Genomic DNA, 16,754 nt, shown 5'->3' on the forward strand with positions numbered 1-16,754 from the left:
GCAGCAAGCCCGGAGAGCGATGAGGGCGAGGCTCCAGGTAAGACAGCAGTCGACCAAGATCCGATGCCCCGACCGGGAGCCTCGCCCGTGCTGTCTTACCCCTCCACGATCCCGCTGTCCAGCCGCACCCTCAACCACCTCACCGACCTCATCCGAGCCCACCGCAACCAGCATCGATCCCGATGGCGGCGCCTCGACCCCGGCCGCCAGGCACTACTCGCCCTGGCCCACCTACGCAACGGCGACACCTACACCCGGCTCGCCGCCGGGTTCGCCGTCGGCGTCGCCACCGCCTGGCGGTACGTGCAGGAAGCGATCGCCCTGCTCGCCGCGGTCGCCGAGGACCTGACCACGGCGATGCGCCGCATCCGACACCTGGCGTACACGATCCTCGACGGCACCCTGATCCCGATCGACCGAGTGGCGGACCAGAAGCCGTACTACTCCGGCAAACACCAGCGCCACGGCGTGAACGTGCAGGTCATCGCCGACGCCGCCGGCCGGCTCGTCTGGGCCTCCCGGACACTGCCGGGCTCGGCGCACGACCTCACCGCCGCCCGCGTCCACGGCATCACCCACGCGCTGACCAGCGCCCAGGTGATGACTTTCGCCGACAAGGGCTACCAGGGCGCCCGAGGCACCGTCCGCACCCCGTTCAAGCGCCACCGCTTCCGACCGAAGCTGTCACGCCGACAGAAGACGATCAACCGGGCGCACGCGAAGATCCGAGCACACGGCGAACGGGCCATCGCCACGCTCAAGACCTGGAAGATCCTGACCAAGCTGCGCTGCAGCCCACACCGCGCCACCGCGATCGTGCAGGCCATCCTCGTCCTGCACCACGTCGAAGCCAACCCCTACACAGGATGAAAATGGCTCGATGATCCAGAGAACGATCTGCACGCCATCGTCGAGACTCCCGGTCTGCCCCGCCAGGTTCGGTTTGCTGCCCTCTATGCGCTGCTGCTGCGTCTGCGACGGGAGGAGCGACACGGCGAGTACGCCGCCGTGGTTCGACGGTACGAGAACCAGTTCGGCACTGAACCATATTTCCATACATTCCGGGCGATCTCGACCCGAATGCGTGGCGACCTTGCCTCTTTACGCAGCTCAGTGGAGTTCTCCAGACAGGCCGTCGACCTGATGCCCGATGTGCCCGCTGTAGTGCATCAACTCGCGGCGTTCTGGGTCGAGTACCTCGAACGCCTGGACAAGGGCGCCCCCACACAGGATCTTGACCAGGTCGAACGACATGTCGATCGAGCGATCGCTCTCTCGCAGGGCAAGTTGGCACACTACTTCGAGACAAAGGGCCGGGTCCTGGCGCTGCGCGGAGAGTTCGAGGCGGCCAGGGTATCCCTCGCTCAAGCGATCGAGCTCGAACCTCGCACCTCAAGGGACTACCTGCGAAGACTCACTCAGTACCAGGCAACACGGGTCCGAGTCGATCTTCTGGAGGAACGATCAAGATGGTTCCAGGCACAGGACCGGCTACGTAAGGAGCTGACCGAGTTCAAGACACAGCAACTACAGCTACTCGGGTTGTTGGCAGCGGTGGTTGCGTTCGTAGCGACTGCTGGTAATGTCGCCAGCCAGAGCAAGGGAGCCGACGGGATTCGCCTCATGTTGGTCGCGGCCGGCGCGATTGGCCTGGTCTTCGGCACCTTCTCGCTCATCAACAACAGCAGCGTGTGGCGTGTTGGAGTTGTCGCCACGCTCGCATCTGGCCTGATCGCGACCGGGATGTTCGTGCCGGATTCGTGGATGCCATGAAAAGGATCAAGATGAAGGTACGCGATTCGGTCACCACGGCCGGCGGGTCCAGGTCGAACGAGGACCGGGTGGGCCACGCGGGACCGCTGGCCTGGGTGATCGACGGTGCCACCGACCTGTACGACGACGCTGCCCTGCCCGCAGAACGTGACGTCGTATGGCTCGTCGACCTGGTCGGATCGCTGCTGACAGATGCCGGAACGGACGGTTATCAGGGCAGCGGTGCCGACCTGTTGGAACGGATCGCCGTCGAGGTGCAGCGGCGGCAGGAGGCGTACGGCTTCCCGCCGGACCGGACGCCGCCAGCCTGCTCGATCGGACTCTGCGTCGACCAGGGCGACGGCTTCGAGCTGACCCGCATCGGCGACGCCACCGCCGTCATCGACGGCGACACCACCCGTGTCCTAGCGACCAGCTACTTCGACGGGCGCGAGGCGGCGGCGGTACGGGCCCGCGAAACCGACCCGGTGAAGGTCGTCGCGGCCATGCAGCAGCGACGCCGGCACACGATGACCTCCGGTGACGTCGAGTCGGTCTTCTCCGGCCACCCGCAGCGCCGCCTCGTCCCACACCGGATCGTCGCAGACTGGGCAGGCACCAGCCACATCCTGCTCTGCACTGACGGCTTCGCCCGGCTGGTCACCGACTATCAGCTCTACCCGGGATGGTCCGAGGTCGTCGCCGAGGCCCGGGAGCGTGGGGTGGCGTACCTGGAGAAGCTGATCCGGCAGACGGAGAGCGACCCGGCCGTCGGCGGTGACCGTTTCAAACGCGCCGACGATGTCGCCGCCGTCCTGATATCCGCAGGCTGAGGCCGTACGGATGGGAGCACCTGCCGTGCCCGACCGGCCGCCGTACCTCGTCGAACGCAACCCGGGCTACGTCGAGTACCAGTTGCCGATCTCGGTAAAGCTGGTCGTCGACCACCACGGTCAGGTGCCGCTCCTAAAAAACGAACGCGACGAGTGGGAACTGCCCGGCGGCAAACTGGAGGTCGGCGAGTCCCCGGAGCAGGGCGTCTGCCGGGAGGTCGCCGAGGAGTTGGGCCTGACAGTCACCGCCGTGCAGATCATCGATTCGTGGGTGTACGAGATCACCCCTCTCCGGCACGTCTTCATTGTCAGCTTCGGCGCGGTCTACACCGGTGCCGAGGAGTTGACCTACACCGACGAGCACAAGGAGCTCGGCGTGTTCGGCTACGACGAGGTGCCCGACCTGCACATGCCGGCACCGTACAAGGCGACGATCGCCCGCTGGCGCGACCTTGTCTCCGGTTCGACGTCACCCGCGTCGGCATGACCGAGCGGGAAAGCCATCGCTGCTGGGGTAGCCGGCCCGCTCGGGTGGTCCTCGCCGTCCTGTCCGCCGCAGTGAGCTTCGGCTGTACGCCGAGTCCGCCGGTCTCCGTCGCCGAGTCGGACCCGACGCTGCTTGTCCACGACGTCCGACGTGGCGGCGACGACGCGCAGATCGACGGATACCTGCGCCACCTCGCCGACGCGGACTGCTTCGTCCTCGAACCGGACGCGACGACCGGGCCGGACGGGATGCGCAACGTCGCCGTCTGGCCGCCCGGCACGAAGGTGTGGCGGGACGGCGGGCAGGTCGCCGGGGTCGACGTGCCGGGCCGGGAGCCGATAGCGATCGGCAGCCGGCTCGTCGGCAGTGGCGGCTACGCCAACCCGTCGACCAGCGACCTCGACCTGCCCGACGTGTCCCCCGACTGCCTGACCGGCGGCGGCGAGTTCGCCATGCTGCACACCATCATCAGCGTCACGCCGTGAACGGCAGGATCTCAATCGACCAACCGGCTCATGGCTTCGCCGCACAGGCGCTCGATCAGCGAGCGCTTCCGCTGCGGCGGCCTACATGAGTGACGGTCGGCTGAGGATGCCGTCGACGGCTTCGATCAGCTCGGCTGTGCTGCGTACGACGTGGACGCCCGGCTTGGTGGCGAGGGCTTGCGCCCATTTGCTTTGCATGGCGTGGCTGGTCAGGATCACCGGCCGGCCATGCCCGAGGGCAAGGCGAGCCTGGATCCGGGCGCCGCTGGTCTCGCCAGCTTCGACGACGAGGGTCGCTGCCGCGTACCCGCTCATCACCGCGTTGCGCATCGGGAAGCTCTGCCTGGTAGGGCCGGCGTCGGGCCAGAACTGGCTGACCACCAGGCCGACTTCGGCGATATGGTCCTGCAGTCGCCGGTTGGCGGGCGGATAGTAGTTGCGGATGCCGGTGCCGATGACCGCGACGGTACGGCCACCAGCGTCAAGGGCTGCGGTGTGCGCAGCGGTGTCGATGCCGTGAGCCAGCCCGCTGGCGACCGTCACTTCCCGGTTGACCAGCGTCTCGGCTACCGATCGCGCGATGCCCAGTCCGCGCGCTGACGCCTTGCGGCTGCCGATGACGGCTACGGCCAGGTCGTCGACCCTCAGCTCGCCACGGGTGAACAGCAGCGGAGGAGCCTCCTTGATGCCGCGCAACTGGGCGGGGTAGCTGTCGTCGGAGAAGGCGTGTACCCCGATCCCGTCCGCCCGCCACCCGGCGATCTCGTCGGCAGCGGCGGCGACCAGTGCCGCACCAGAGCTGGTCGTGGCCGGAAACAGAGCCTCGGGTTGGCGCAGCGCCGGGTCGAGCATCGAACCTCCCACGTTCAGTCAACGGCTCGGCCGGGTACCGGGCGGCTTCGATGAACTCCGCCCAGTCGAGCACCAGCCGGACGGGTCGGACCGCCGCTGGCGGCCGTCGGTGACGGCCAGCCAGCGGCGCAAGGTCGATGGCGGTACGCGGAGCAGCCGGGCCGCCGCCGATTCGGTGAACACGGCTATTCGGTGGCGGGTACGAGGACTTCCGAGCCGGACCAGTTGATGTCGAGGTTGCCGAGGTCGCTCTCGGGTTGGTCGTCTTCGTCGAGGGTGCTGAAGGCGGCGTGGTAGCAGCCGAAGCCGTGTCCGCCGGCGGCGAGGGTCGCGACCGCCCAGCCGCGCAGGTTCTCCCCCAGCTCCTCCGGCTGACGTGGGTCGACGGCGACCCGGATGACTCCGAGCAGGTCGTACGTCTGGTCGCGCGTGCCGGCGTTGTCGATGCGGCACAGCGAGAACCCGTACCGCTCGCCTTCCTCCTGCTGGTAGATCAACTTTCCGAATCGGTACACGGGAACCTCCTCGTTTGCGGCGGGACTGCCGACCCTGACTAGCATCAGGGAAGTCGTTTGTTATATCAACCCCCTAGTCTGTTGTGACTTCCTGAAGTAGGCTCACCCTGCTATCCGGTCCTGTAAGGAGTGAGGAACATGACCCAGTCACCGACGGGCCAAGAGGCAACCGACGGCGCAGACGTCTCGCCCACCGTGCAGGCATGGGAACTCGGCATCAGGCTGCGCCAGCGCCGTGAGGAGTTGGGCATGACAGCGGTTACTGCCGGCAAGGCGACCGGCATCGCCCAGGCATACATCTCGGGCGTCGAAGCCGGCCGGGTCAAACTGCCAGCCGGTCGACTGGCTCAACTTATCGAGATCTATGAGATCGATCCGGAAGACGCCGCCGAGCTGGAAGAGCTGCGGGTGGGAGCAACCCGTCGCGCCTGGTGGCACCAGTACTCTCAACTCTTCCCCGCTGACTTCCTCCGCTTCCTCGGTTACGAGGCCGGCGCGGATCACGTCCGCAGCTACGACAACGAGCTACTCCACGGGCTGCTCCAGACCGAGGACTACGCCCGTGCCGTGATCCGTGGCGGCAACACCTACGTCCGGCTGACCGAGATGACCAGGCGAGTGAAGGCGCGCATGGCACGGCAGGCTCGGTTGACCGGTCTCAACCCCTTGAACGTGAGCACCGTCATCAGCGAGGCAGTCCTCCGTCAGCAGATCGGCGGTCCAGCGGTCATGCACGACCAGCTCAACCACCTGGCCGAGCTGGTGTCCTCGCATCCGGATCAGATCCGAATCAGGGTCGTGCCGTTCACCGCAGGAGCGCATCCAGCGCTCGGCGGGCCGTTCCAGATCCTCTCGTTCCCATCGCCCCGGCTGCCTGACCTGGTCTGGCAGGAAGTCCTGACCTCCAGCGACATCATCGACCAGTCCGCTCGCGTAGCCGACTACACAATGACCTTCGCTGAGGCTGAGGAACGCGCGTTAAGCTCGCAGGACTCACTCGCGCTGATCCGCCAGATAGCCAAGGAGATGGGATGACCCCGCAGGTCGGCACCCCTGACCGAGACTGGTTCAAGTCGTCGCGCAGCTCCAACAACGCCGCCTGCATCGAGGTCCGCTTCGCTGGCGGCCAGGTGGACGTACGCGACACCAAGGACCGCACCGGCCCGACGCTCGCCTTCGGCCCCACCACCTGGGCTAGCTTCGTCACCGGCCTCAAGCACACCCCCACCCAGCCCTGACCGCAGAACCTTGCCGGGCTCCACGGCTGCGCCGGACTCCATGATCGGATGCGCTCCATCTGCTGCGCGCTCGGCGTGTCGAGCAGATGGAGCGCATCCGATGCTCAACCGAGGCACACGCTCCGCACACGGCCTCGACGCACACTCGGTCTGCTCTCGCAGAGGTTGCCAATGACCGTCACGCAGGTTGACCTGGACGACGAGGCACTAGCAGATGCCATGCGCCTCTCCGGATCCAGAAGCGAGCAGGAAACCGTCAACCTTGCGTTACGCGAGTACGCCGCTCACCATCGGCGTATCGCGGCCTTGTCGCTGCTGCCCAAGCCCAGACGACGGATATTCATCTTCCTGAGGCTTCACGCAATAAGACCTGACCTCAGCCGGTAATGACGGTGATCAGGCCTGTTGGATCAGTCGGCGGAGGTTGGCTGCGCGGTCGTCCTCGAACTGGCTGAGCAGCGTCAACGCTTCCTGCCGTACCGGCAGCGCTTCTGCTTTGCTGCTGGTCGCAGCAAGGGCTGTCGCCAGGTTGTGCAGTGCGACGGCGGTTTGCCAGGAGTCGCCGAGCCGGCGGTGCACTCCGGCTGCCTGTCGGTGGAAGTCCACGGCTTCCGCCGGCCTGCCAAGATCCTGATACGCCTCGCCGGCACCGTCGATTGCGGTTGCTTCCCGGCTGCGGTCACCGATTCGTCGTTGCAGCGCAGCGGCACGATGCAGGATGTCGAGGGCGGCGGCGGGATCGCCGATGGCCCGCCGCACCCGGGCCAGTTCGACCAGCCAATGGCCCAGCCACAGCGAGTTGTTCGCCTCCTCGGCAATCGCCACCGCAGTCTCGATGTGGGCCTGTGCACTGGCAACGTCGCCCGTCTCGCGCTCGGCCCTGCTGAGGAAGAACAACGCGTTGCCTTCCTGGCCTCGGTCGCCAAGGTCGCGTAGCTCAGCGAGGGCCTTCCGGAGCAGTTCGGCGGCCTCCGGCAACTGCAGCATCTCGTACCGTGTCTCACCCAGATTGCTCAGCGCAAGCGCCCGCCAGCGTCGGTTGCCGAGTCGGGTGACGATCTCCAGGGCTTCGGAGAAGTAGCGGACCGAGTCGGTCAGCCGGCGATGCCGCAGCCCCAGCAGGCCGAGCGCGTTGATCGAGACAGCGGTGCCGAACTCGTCACCGATCTCGCGGCGGATCGCCAGAGCGGCCTGGTGGCACTCTGCCGCCTCGTCGAGTTGGCGGGCCTGGAAGTGTGCCTTGCCGAGACTTTCCAGGGTTTCGGCTTCCCCGCGCCGGTCACCGACCGACCGGGCTGACGCCAGCCCGATCCGGGCGGTGGTCGACCACTCGTCGAAGGCGTTCTGATGCATGTAGACGCCGCGCAGCACCGCCGCCAGATGCCAGGCGACCTGGTGAGCGCCGCACTCGCTGGCGAGGCGGGTCGCCGCGACCAGGTTGTGCCGTTCGGTCTCGAACCATTCGGCCGCGGTCGTCGATGCGCTGAACACGATCGCCTCGACGTCTTCGGCCGGGTCCAGCGGCACCGTCTGGTTGAACGGAAGCATCGCCGTCACCGCAGCGTCGGCGCTGTGCAGGTACCACCGAAGCACACGCAGCTGCGCCGCTTGGCGTTCGTCGTCCGACTCGCGCTGGCGCACCTGATCGATGGCATACGCGCGGAGCAGGTCATGTAGTTGGTACCGGTCCAGCCCGACGTGCTCCAGCAGGTGGGCGCCAACGAGTTGATCGAGCAGATGCCGGATCCGGCGCGCCGGGGTGCCGGACAGCACGACCGCCGCCGCCGCGCTGAAATCCGGGCCGGGGTGCAGCCCCAGCAGCCGGAACAGCCTCGCGGCCTCGTCTGTCAACGCGCGGTACGACCAGGCGAACACGGTCCGGACCGCGCCGGACTCGTCGCCGTCGTCGGCCGTTAGCGTGTCCCAGAGCGCCGATTCGTCGCGCAGGTCCTGGATTAGTTCGTGTAGGGCCATGAATGGCCGGCTGGCAGCCCGTTCGCCAGCGATCCGCAGCGCAAGCGGTAGCCGCGCACACAGCCGGGCCAGCTCGACCAGCTCCTCCTCACTGTCCCCCTGGCGATAGCCGTCCATGACAGTCCGCAGCAGCTCGACGGCGTCGTGCTCCGGCAGGATGTCGAGCGTTAGGCGCTGGCCACCGTCCCTGGCCACCAATGCGGAGAGCCGGCTCCGGCTGGTGACGATGACCGAGCAGGTGTCCGTTCCGGGCAACAGCGGCCGGACCTGACCAACCGACGCGGCGTTGTCCAGCACGACGAGGATCCGCCGATCGGCGAGGCGAGACCGGTACATCGCCGCCCGTTCATCCAGGTCCGCTGGAATGGCGGGAGGTGGTACGCCAAGCGACCGGAGGAAGCGGTCAAGCGCCTCCGCTGGGTCGACCGGCGGTCCGGGGTCGTACCCGCGCAGGTTCACATAGAGCTGCCCGTCCGGGTAGCGCGCCTTGACCCGATGCGCCCAGCGAATCGCGAGCGATGTCTTGCCGACCCCGGCCGTGCCGGCGACGACGAGCAAGGTCACCGTAGGTGCGGTGTCGTGGGCATCGGTCAGCAGGCGGTCGAGCGCCGAAAGCTCACGGTTGCGGTTGAGGAAGCCGGCGACTCCACCAGGTAGTTGCCGTGGCGGCGGATCGGCGGGTGCCGGGTCGAGGCCATGAAAATGTACGCCGCCGTGCACGTCACGGGCCTGCACCAAGTCCGCGCTGCCGGAAAGCTCGGTCCGGTTGACGTGTCGGGAATCCGGGTCGTCGGACGCCGCGCTGCCGTGAACCATGTCTCATGTTCCCGTAGGCGGCTCCAGTGTGGCCACTTCCCGATCAAAGAACGTGTCCAGCGGCTCGCCTTGGTTGTAGAGCCCTTCGATGAGACCTTGGCACCGGGCAATCAGCTCAGGGTCGGTGAAGCGACGGGCGGCGGCGAGCACACCCGTGTCGTCGTAGACCGCCTCGTACATCACGTCGAAACCGAGCGTGTAGATCTCCGGCAGCGGACCCCCGTTCTCGTACGGAGCGACCTGCTCCGGACCGACGACGTTGGTCAAGCCGCCGTACTCCTGACGGAGCCGGAGCAGGTGCAGCTCCCATTGCAGGTACGGGATGATCGGCTTCTCGACGACCCGCACCCGCCGGTTGACGAAGCCCTGGCGCGCGATCCGACCGTAGTAGTCGGCGAAGTCGTCGCGCTGCTCGTCGATCAGCCGAAGCGACTCATCCCACCGACCGTCGATGAAAGCCTCCCAACTCTTGTTGCCGGGCTCCTTGAAGAACTGCTGCCGCTCCAGCTTCCAGAAGCCGACCGACTCTATCCGCCAGAAGTGCTCGTAGAAGTCGGTCAGGTAGTCGTCGAGTGTCAGCAGCTCACCTGGGTCACCGCCGAGAATCTCATGCATCAGGTATGTCCGCCCTTGCCGCGATCATCGTCGAACGAGGGATGATCACAAGGCGCTCACCTGGATCGATCGACACGCCTTCTGGGAGTTGCTGGTGGTAGGTCTCGGTCAGATCATGGCCGATCACTGCGATGTCGCCGTTGGATAGCTCCCAGATATCTGGGCAGCTCGTGTCGCCAGAGGTCGTCCCGAGCTCATGCGCGGACTTGCCCCAGCGCCTGATCAGGGTGGCTGTCGGATCGGCTTCCCACTTTGATCCACTCATGATGACCTTCCAAGGCTCGCTTGCCGGTGTAACATAAGGTAACATCGAGAAATCTGGATCAAGCTCCTTTCGTGCCCGATGTCGCCAATAGGGATAATCCTCAGATTGGGAGTTCCGGTGACTGAACCGATCATGGTTACCGTCGTCTCCGCACTCGTCACCTGGGCGACGACCGCCGTCGCCCAGGGCGGCAGCAACGCCGTCAAGTCGTGGGCGCAGCTGATCCGCAATCGTTTCCAGTCGAGACCAGCCGACCTCGTAATCGTCGAAGGCACACTGTCTACGCAGGTCCAGCCCGCGCAGACGACCCAGGCCGTGGAGCTGCTGCGACAGGAGGCCAAACGGGACCCCGAGTTCGCTCGCCAACTGATCGCGCTCTGGCGGGCAGTGGGCACCTCCGGCTCCAGCGACGACTCCGTGACCAACCAGGTTTCCGGCGACGTCGAAGGCACCGTCATCCAGGCCCGCGACGTCTTCGGAGGAATCCAGATGCACGGCCGCACCGACTGACTGAGTCGGCGACCGGCAAGCGGACACGATCACGACTACTTGCTGTACCGGCGGACGATGCGCAGAAAATTGCGAAGCTTACTCACCTCGCTTGGCTTTACCGGGTCCGGGTTGAAGTGCATCACGTTGTTACGCACCTTACGAAGCTCGTCGAGGCGCTTGATGAACAGTTTGCGATCCAACGGCCAACCCAGTTGTGCCCAGCAGCTTGGGTTGTCCAGGACCGCTTGATACTGACCGACGGACATGCTGTTCAAGGACCTGAAGGGCTGATTTGCGGCACTACAGGCATCCCTGATCATGTCTTCATCGAAAGTGTTCTGCAACAGCTGGCGAAGCTCCTGGTCGATCTCGCCGATCAAGAAGAAGGGAGTCGCCGTCTCGTCATATTTGTGGACAACGTCTGCAGCCGTGATAATACCGGTAATCTTTCTTTCGAAATCACGGACAAAGATGAAGCCGTCTCGCCGTAGCGTGCCAATAACGTCAAGGAGGCGTGTGTCATAGTCAAAGACTCGGTCTTTTGCCCGCCGATCGATGGCGTCATTGAACGTCGCGTTCGGGTCCCGATGCTTCGCCGCAGCTACCGATTCCCAGGAAACGGCACCGTGCACGGTGTACGGGTTCGCCAACACCGCGACTTGCGAATAGTCGTTGATCTGCATGGCCGTGATTGCCTCCTCGAAGGTTGCCGAGGGAGAAACCGAGACCAGCGGGCTGTCGTCTTGCAGCAGGTTACCCAACGTCAGGCCGATGTCCGTACTGTCCTCGTCGTTCGTGTCGTCGGCTGACTCGTCGCGCTCAGGGGCACGGTGGTCAGCTACCTTCACCGGCGCTTCATCGCTCTCATTCGGCGTCTCTAGCCGCAGGGTGAGATGCAGACCGACCGCTCGGAAATCGGGGACGGTAACCAGTCCATGGTTGGCGAGATCTGCATCGATCCGGGCGCTGGCCTCACGATCACGGTCCTCGACGCCCCATAGCCGGATGAACTCACGGACGGTCAAGCTTTGCGGCTTCCCCGCCTCCGCCTTGGCACGAGCCTCTTCCAGATACTCGAAACGACGACGCGCGGCCTCTGCCTCCTCCGGAGGTGCCTGATGTTCGGATGCCACCTCCTCGGCAACCGCCTTGAGCAACTGCTGGCGTAGCTCGTGCAGCGAGGCTCCGGTTGGGCTCACTCTCCAAGCGGACCAACCGGCCAGAGCACGAATGTCAGCAGCAGCAGCGCCAGCCGCTGAAGGCGTGGAGAACTCCCGACCGTCAGCCAGCCGGAGATTCCCACGGTCCGTTACGACGGATTCGTACGGCGGCTCACCGTAGCGAGGCGTGTAGTAGAGCTTCTGCCCAGGCTGCAGCAACTCGGCTTCCATGAGGTCGGATATGCGGACTCGTCGACCGTTGATCAGCAACTCGCGACGAATACGGGATGGACGCTTTGGTGACATCTCAACTCCAGAATCAGAATAGGGCGTCGGGGCGGGGGAACACGGCGTCGTCGAAGGCAGGGAGTAGCGGCTCCGGCTCCTGTGGCCCTCGGGGTCGCGGGACCGACTTGGTTGACCTGCGTGGTGTGTCAAGGATCTCGACCCGCACCGCCGGGTCGATGGTGTAGCGGGCGCCCTGCCGGGTCTCGTGGAAGCCGTGGTTGAGCCGCAGGTCGGACCAGCCGTACGCCTCGGCAATCGCCTCGTCGATCTCGACGTGGATCTCCCGCAACCGCCAGTGTCCGCGCTGGTTTCGGCGCTGGCGACTGCACTGCGGATCACCTGCGCCGCCACCCACCTGCGGTTTCGTACCGTCACCAGTTGGCCTTCGGTCGGCACCGCCGGCTGGTCCGTCACGGTTTGGTAGCCGACTCGGGGCGCTGACCATCGTCGATAGTTTGGTGCGAAGTGTCCGAACGGCCCATTCCATACGTACGTGCCTCCACTCTGCACCTTTCGTCGTTTCCTGAGCCCGGAGCCGCTGCGTAACATGGGCTCTCCGCGAACGCAGGCGTGCAGGTTAGTGGAATCTCCCAAGACAGTCGACAGGGGATCTGACAGTGGCCAAGCTCGGTATCGCCAAAGACTTCCTTGCCGACTACGCCAAGCTGCAGAAACCGGTCCAGAAATCGGTTTCCGCCGTGATCGACAAGTTCGCGGCACATACTCACGCCGGCATTCACCTGGAGAAACTCGCCAACGCCAAGGACTCCCGCATCCGCACCATCCGGATCACCCAGTTCTATCGGGGCGTCGTACTCGCCCCGACCAGCGGCGACGAGTTCCTGCTGCTCACCGTCCTGCCCCACGACGACGCCATCGAGTACGCCAGCAGCCGCCGGTTCACCGTCAACCAGGCCCTCGGCGTCCTCGAGGTCCGCAACCAGCAGGCGCTCGACAGCATCGAGCCGGCCCTGCAGCAAGCCGCCAGGGCCAACCCGAGCATGCTGTTCGCCAGCGTCAACGACGCCGACCTGATCCGACTCGGCATCGATGCCGACGTGCTGCCCCTGGTCCGGCTGCTCACCACCGACGCGCACCTGGAAGCCCTGGCGAACCTGCTGCCCGCCGCCCAGTACGACGCCCTCACCGGCCTCGCCGCCGGGTACACCCCGGAGCAGGTGTGGGCCGAGGTCAGCGCGCACCTGCCGACCAGCACCCCCGCCGAGCCGGTCGACCCGGACGACCTGACCGCCGCCGCCGCCCGCACCCCGGACCGGTTCCACCTGGTCTCCGGCCCCGACGAACTGGCCAGCATCCTCGCCCACCCGTTCGACGCCTGGCGGGTCTTCCTGCACCCGGCGCAACGCGAGATCGCCCATCGCCCGTCGTACGCCGGACCGGCGCTGGTCACCGGCGGCGCCGGCACCGGCAAGACGGTGACCGCGCTGCACCGGGCGGTGTTCCTCGCCGAACGGATGGCCGGCGGCGCGGGCCGGTTGCTGCTGACCACCTTCACCCGCAACCTCGCCGACGCGCTCGACCGGCAACTCGGCCTGCTCACCGACGACCCTGCGGTCCGCGACCAGATCGACGTGCTCAACGTCGACCGGCTCGCCTACCGGATAGTCGCCGAAGCCCTCGGCCGCCAGCCGGTCATCGCCGACGCCAAAACCGTCACCCGGCCGCTGCGGGAGCAGGCGGCCGCCGCCACCGGCGGACAGCACAGCGCCACCTTCCTGCAGCGGGAATGGGAACAGGTGATCCTGGCCCAGGGCATCACCGAACCGGCCGGCTACCTGGCCGCCCGCCGACACGGTCGGGGCGCGCCGCTGCGCGCCGACCAGCGGCTCGCCGTCTGGGAAGCGATCCGGCAGGTCACCGACGTACTGCGACAACAGGAGCAGCACACCCACCTGCAGTTGGCCGACCAGGCGGCGAAGATCCTCGCCGAACGGCCGGACCGCCCGTACCGGCACGTCATCGTCGACGAAGGCCAGGACCTGCACCCGGCGCAGTGGCGACTGCTGCGGGCCGCCGTCGCCGCCGGCCCCGACGACCTGTTCATCGTCGCCGACCCGCACCAGCGCATCTACGACAACCACGTCTCACTGGGCAGCCTCGGCGTCGGGATCCGGGGACGCAGCCGCAAACTGACCATCAACTACCGCACCACCCAGGAGATCCTCGCCTGGTCAGTGCGGCTGCTCACCGGCGTACAGCCGACCGGGCTGGACGACCAGCCGGACAACCTGGCCGGCTACCGGTCCCCGATGCACGGCCGCCGGCCTCGGGTGGCCGGTCACCCGGACCGCGACGCCGAGCACGACCAGCTCGTCAGCCAGGTACGCAGCTGGATCGGCGACGGAGTCGAGCCGCACGCGATCGCCGTCGCCGCACGCAACGGCCACCTCGCCCGCGCCGCCCGCGACCGGCTCGGCACCGCCGGCATCCCGGTCAGCACCCCCACCGCGACCAAGACCAACGCGGTACGGGTCGGCACCATGCACGCAATGAAAGGGCTCGAATTCAGCTGCATCGCGGCGATCGGCGTCGACGCGGACACCATGCCGGCCCGCTCGACGATCACCGCCGCTGACGACGACCCCACTGCGCACCGGCACGACCTGCAGCGGGAACGGTGCCTGCTCTTCGTCGCCTGCACCCGCGCCCGGGACTCGCTCTACGTCTCCTACGCCGGTGCCCCCAGCCCGTTCCTCGACGCCCAGCCCACCCACTGACCACCATCGACCCCCGCGAGGCACCCCGACATGCAGGCACACACCCTCACCCCGACCGCGATCTTCGGCAATCAGGTCCGGCACGTCGTGCCGCTGTTCCAGCGGCCGTACGTGTGGAACGAGCAGGACCAGTGGGCTCCACTGTGGGAAGACGTCGCCCGGGTGGCGGAGGACGTGCTGACCGCACCGACCAGCTACGGTGCCCCGCCGGTCGCCCCGCACTTTCTCGGCGCGATCGTGCTCGATCAGCCCGCCGGCCCACCCGGCTTCCTCACGATGCGCCAGGTCATCGACGGTCAGCAGCGGCTGACCACCCTGCAGCTCATGCTCAACGCCGCACAGCGGGTCGCCGAGCAGCACGGCAGTACCCTGCACGCTCAGGCGCTGCAGGTCCTGGTCCGCAACCAGCCCGCGATCCTGCAGGACCCGTCGGAGGCGTACAAGGTCTGGCCGACCGACCGCGACCAGGACGCCTTCCGGGCCGCCATGGACGGCGACGGCACGCTCGGCGCGGAGCTGGCCGGCTCCGCGCTGGTGCGTGGCCACGACTTCTTCGTCACCGCCATCGCCGAGTGGGCCGACGTCACCGGTGATCCGGACAAGGCCACCACCCGACTGCAGGCGCTGACCCAGGCGCTGCGCGACCATTTGAAGCTCGTGGTGATCCAGCTGGAGCCGGGCGACAACGCGCAGGTGATCTTCGAGAGCCTCAACAGCCGGGGCATGCCGCTGCTCGCCGCCGACCTGATCAAGAACCTGGTCTTCCAGATCGCGCAGCTGCGGCAACTCGACGTGGCTGGCCTGTACCGCAAGCACTGGGAGCAGTTGGACACCGACCACTGGCGGCTGCGCGTCGCCCGTGGCCGGCAGTACGTGCCCCGGATCGACATCTTCCTCCACCACTGGCTGATCACCCGGACCCTCAGGGAGGTGCCGGCAGACCGTCTCTACCTGTCCTTCAAGGAGCACCTACCGGCGCCGGAGCAGCTCGACCTGCCGGCGCTGCTCGCCGACCTGTCCCGCGACGCCGCCAGCTATGCGGCCCTGGACAAGTGGCCGGCCGACTCGGCTGTCGGTAGGTTCCGCTACCGGGTGCTGCAGGCGATGGACTCGGCGGTGGTCACCCCGGTCCTGCTGTGGCTGCTGCGCTGGACCGACCAGGAGCTGCCCACCGTCCAGCGGGACAAGGCCCTCGCCGCGCTGGAAAGCTGGCTGGTGCGCCGGGCGCTGTGCCGGCTCACCAGCAAGGACATCAACCGGCTGACTCTCGACCTGCTGCGCAAGCTCGACGAGACCGGCCCGGCGACCGCTGGCGACGTCACCGAGACCTTCCTTGCCGGACAGCGGGCCGACTCCCGGTTCTGGCCCTCCGACGATCAGGTACGCGATGCGCTCACCACCGCGCCGGTCTACCGGACGCTGCTGCGGGCCCGGCTACGAATGGTTTTGGAAGCAGTCGAGGAGCACCGGCGTACCCCCAAGGCCGAGCAGCCGCACTGCCCACGCAATCTCACCATCGAGCACCTGCTGCCGCAGGGGTGGCGGACGTACTGGACCGCCGGGCTCACCGAGGAGTTGGCCGCTGAGCGGGACAAGCTGCTGCACACCATCGGCAACCTGACCCTGGTCAACAACAAGCTGAACCCGTCCCTGTCCAACCGGCCATGGACCGACGAGCAGGCCCAGTCGGTCGGTGCCGCCGACACCGGCAAGCTGACCGAGCTCCAGAAACACACCACGTTGAAGATCAACGCGGATATCGTGCTGACCGCACCGCACAGCTGGGAGGTCGAGCAGATCCGCCAGCGGACCGCCGAGTTCATTGAGCGGATCATCCAGATCTGGCCGGCACCGGCCGTCAGCGCCGCCGTCGCGGCCCTGGCCACGGCAGAGAAGGAGAAGGTGCCAGCCGAGGGAGTCAACGAGACCGAGGAGGAGTCGGCTCCCGGCCAGTCCATCGCGCTGACGGGCAAGTACCGGCCGCTGACCGACTGGCTTCTGGAGCAGGACGCGGAATCGCTGCCGGTCACCTTCGACGAGCTGGAAACCGTCATCGGGGGTCCACTGGCACCGTCGGCCCGCACCGGCTCGGGGTACTGGTACTCGCAGTCCAACTCGCTGAGCAAGGCGATCGCGGCCGGTGGCTACCAGGCGACGCGCGCCCAAATCGTCGACGAAACCGTTGTCCTGGTCCGCCGGTAGCTGACGGGTGCTCGCCGGGTAAGCGAGATCATCAGCTCCACG

17 protein-coding genes are annotated in these 16,754 nt (G+C 66.9%); 10 read left to right on the top strand and 7 right to left on the bottom strand.

The window, feature by feature from the left end; translation table 11 throughout:
• The first annotated feature begins 87 nt into the window (after positions 1-87).
• The 5 genes from O7629_RS26555 (at position 88) to O7629_RS26575 (ending at position 3,557) form a co-directional block, all read left to right on the top strand.
• Complete coding sequence (locus O7629_RS26555) at positions 88-870, top strand: transposase family protein (protein WP_278169418.1); 783 nt, start codon at positions 88-90, stop codon at positions 868-870.
• A 210-nt stretch (positions 871-1,080) separates the two neighbouring features.
• Positions 1,081-1,773: a hypothetical protein gene (locus O7629_RS26560; RefSeq protein WP_278172610.1), complete on the top strand. Its 693-nt coding sequence runs from the start codon at positions 1,081-1,083 to the stop codon at positions 1,771-1,773.
• A gap of 11 nt (positions 1,774-1,784) precedes the next feature.
• Positions 1,785-2,585 carry a protein phosphatase 2C domain-containing protein gene (locus tag O7629_RS26565; RefSeq protein ID WP_278172611.1) on the top strand — a complete coding sequence of 267 codons (801 nt, stop codon included), beginning with the start codon at positions 1,785-1,787 and terminating at the stop codon, positions 2,583-2,585.
• A gap of 10 nt (positions 2,586-2,595) precedes the next feature.
• Entirely contained in the window at positions 2,596-3,072 is a 477-nt protein-coding gene (locus O7629_RS26570; RefSeq protein WP_278172613.1) for an NUDIX hydrolase, read from the top strand.
• Positions 3,069-3,557, top strand: coding sequence for a hypothetical protein (locus O7629_RS26575; protein WP_278172615.1), 489 nt, complete (start codon positions 3,069-3,071; stop codon positions 3,555-3,557). Before O7629_RS26570 ends, O7629_RS26575 begins: the two co-directional genes overlap by 4 nt.
• Positions 3,558-3,638: 81 nt before the next feature.
• Here the strand turns inward: O7629_RS26575 and O7629_RS26580 are convergent, their stop codons facing one another.
• Both O7629_RS26580 and O7629_RS26585 read right to left on the bottom strand, forming a co-directional pair.
• Positions 3,639-4,409: a DNA-processing protein DprA gene (locus O7629_RS26580; RefSeq protein ID WP_278172616.1), complete on the bottom strand. Its 771-nt coding sequence runs from the start codon at positions 4,407-4,409 to the stop codon at positions 3,639-3,641.
• A 185-nt stretch (positions 4,410-4,594) separates the two neighbouring features.
• A complete protein-coding gene (locus tag O7629_RS26585; RefSeq protein WP_278172617.1) occupies positions 4,595-4,924 on the bottom strand; it encodes a hypothetical protein in 330 nt (109 codons plus the stop codon).
• Between the two features lie 138 nt (positions 4,925-5,062).
• Here O7629_RS26585 and O7629_RS26590 point away from each other — a divergent pair, with 138 nt between their 5' ends.
• Together O7629_RS26590 and O7629_RS26595 are read left to right on the top strand one after the other, a co-directional pair.
• Positions 5,063-5,959: a helix-turn-helix transcriptional regulator gene (locus tag O7629_RS26590; RefSeq protein WP_278172618.1), complete on the top strand. Its 897-nt coding sequence runs from the start codon at positions 5,063-5,065 to the stop codon at positions 5,957-5,959.
• The gene (locus tag O7629_RS26595) at positions 5,956-6,162 is read left to right on the top strand and encodes a DUF397 domain-containing protein (protein ID WP_278172619.1); all 207 of its coding nucleotides are present in this window, start codon (positions 5,956-5,958) and stop codon (positions 6,160-6,162) included. The genes O7629_RS26590 and O7629_RS26595 overlap by 4 nt, the downstream gene beginning before the upstream one ends.
• 396 nt (positions 6,163-6,558) lie before the next feature.
• Here O7629_RS26595 and O7629_RS26600 read toward each other — a convergent pair whose 3' ends face one another.
• From O7629_RS26600 to O7629_RS26610, 3 genes are read right to left on the bottom strand one after another with little or no spacing between them, the layout of a single operon-like run.
• On the bottom strand, positions 6,559-8,952 hold the full coding sequence (locus O7629_RS26600; RefSeq protein ID WP_278172621.1) for a tetratricopeptide repeat protein: 2,394 nt from the start codon (positions 8,950-8,952) through the stop codon (positions 6,559-6,561).
• Between the two features lie 3 nt (positions 8,953-8,955).
• Positions 8,956-9,567, bottom strand: coding sequence for a DUF6879 family protein (locus tag O7629_RS26605; protein ID WP_278172623.1), 612 nt, complete (start codon positions 9,565-9,567; stop codon positions 8,956-8,958).
• Positions 9,560-9,832 carry a hypothetical protein gene (locus O7629_RS26610; RefSeq protein WP_278172624.1) on the bottom strand — a complete coding sequence of 91 codons (273 nt, stop codon included), beginning with the start codon at positions 9,830-9,832 and terminating at the stop codon, positions 9,560-9,562. The genes O7629_RS26605 and O7629_RS26610 overlap by 8 nt, the downstream gene beginning before the upstream one ends.
• Before the next feature lie 117 nt (positions 9,833-9,949).
• Between O7629_RS26610 and O7629_RS26615 the strand changes: the two genes are divergently transcribed.
• A complete protein-coding gene (locus tag O7629_RS26615) occupies positions 9,950-10,342 on the top strand; it encodes a hypothetical protein (protein ID WP_278172626.1) in 393 nt (130 codons plus the stop codon).
• A gap of 35 nt (positions 10,343-10,377) precedes the next feature.
• Here O7629_RS26615 and O7629_RS26620 read toward each other — a convergent pair whose 3' ends face one another.
• Both O7629_RS26620 and O7629_RS26625 read right to left on the bottom strand, forming a co-directional pair.
• Positions 10,378-11,790 carry a hypothetical protein gene (locus O7629_RS26620; RefSeq protein WP_278172627.1) on the bottom strand — a complete coding sequence of 471 codons (1,413 nt, stop codon included), beginning with the start codon at positions 11,788-11,790 and terminating at the stop codon, positions 10,378-10,380.
• A 13-nt stretch (positions 11,791-11,803) separates the two neighbouring features.
• Positions 11,804-12,127, bottom strand: coding sequence for a hypothetical protein (locus O7629_RS26625; RefSeq protein WP_278172629.1), 324 nt, complete (start codon positions 12,125-12,127; stop codon positions 11,804-11,806).
• 262 nt (positions 12,128-12,389) lie between these two features.
• Here O7629_RS26625 and O7629_RS26630 point away from each other — a divergent pair, with 262 nt between their 5' ends.
• Both O7629_RS26630 and O7629_RS26635 read left to right on the top strand, forming a co-directional pair.
• Positions 12,390-14,510: a UvrD-helicase domain-containing protein gene (locus O7629_RS26630; protein ID WP_278172632.1), complete on the top strand. Its 2,121-nt coding sequence runs from the start codon at positions 12,390-12,392 to the stop codon at positions 14,508-14,510.
• Between the two features lie 30 nt (positions 14,511-14,540).
• A complete protein-coding gene (locus tag O7629_RS26635) occupies positions 14,541-16,712 on the top strand; it encodes a DUF262 domain-containing HNH endonuclease family protein (RefSeq protein ID WP_278172634.1) in 2,172 nt (723 codons plus the stop codon).
• The last annotated feature ends 42 nt before the right edge of the window (positions 16,713-16,754 follow it).

Origin of the sequence: Solwaraspora sp. WMMD792 (assembly GCF_029626105.1) — a bacterium.
Lineage (GTDB): Bacteria > Actinomycetota > Actinomycetes > Mycobacteriales > Micromonosporaceae > Micromonospora_E.

Excerpts from the sequence above, each read along its gene's own strand:
- O7629_RS26560 (WP_278172610.1), top strand. The coding sequence starts at position 1,081 with ATGCGTGGCGACCTTGCCTCTTTACGCAGCTCAGTGGAGTTCTCCAGA.
- O7629_RS26565 (WP_278172611.1), top strand. The coding sequence starts at position 1,785 with ATGAAGGTACGCGATTCGGTCACCACGGCCGGCGGGTCCAGGTCGAAC.
- O7629_RS26570 (WP_278172613.1), top strand. The coding sequence starts at position 2,596 with ATGGGAGCACCTGCCGTGCCCGACCGGCCGCCGTACCTCGTCGAACGC.
- O7629_RS26575 (WP_278172615.1), top strand. The coding sequence starts at position 3,069 with ATGACCGAGCGGGAAAGCCATCGCTGCTGGGGTAGCCGGCCCGCTCGG.
- O7629_RS26580 (WP_278172616.1), bottom strand. The coding sequence starts at position 4,409 with ATGCTCGACCCGGCGCTGCGCCAACCCGAGGCTCTGTTTCCGGCCACG.
- O7629_RS26590 (WP_278172618.1), top strand. The coding sequence starts at position 5,063 with ATGACCCAGTCACCGACGGGCCAAGAGGCAACCGACGGCGCAGACGTC.
- O7629_RS26595 (WP_278172619.1), top strand. The coding sequence starts at position 5,956 with ATGACCCCGCAGGTCGGCACCCCTGACCGAGACTGGTTCAAGTCGTCG.
- O7629_RS26600 (WP_278172621.1), bottom strand. The coding sequence starts at position 8,952 with ATGGTTCACGGCAGCGCGGCGTCCGACGACCCGGATTCCCGACACGTC.
- O7629_RS26605 (WP_278172623.1), bottom strand. The coding sequence starts at position 9,567 with ATGCATGAGATTCTCGGCGGTGACCCAGGTGAGCTGCTGACACTCGAC.
- O7629_RS26610 (WP_278172624.1), bottom strand. The coding sequence starts at position 9,832 with ATGAGTGGATCAAAGTGGGAAGCCGATCCGACAGCCACCCTGATCAGG.
- O7629_RS26620 (WP_278172627.1), bottom strand. The coding sequence starts at position 11,790 with ATGTCACCAAAGCGTCCATCCCGTATTCGTCGCGAGTTGCTGATCAAC.
- O7629_RS26635 (WP_278172634.1), top strand. The coding sequence starts at position 14,541 with ATGCAGGCACACACCCTCACCCCGACCGCGATCTTCGGCAATCAGGTC.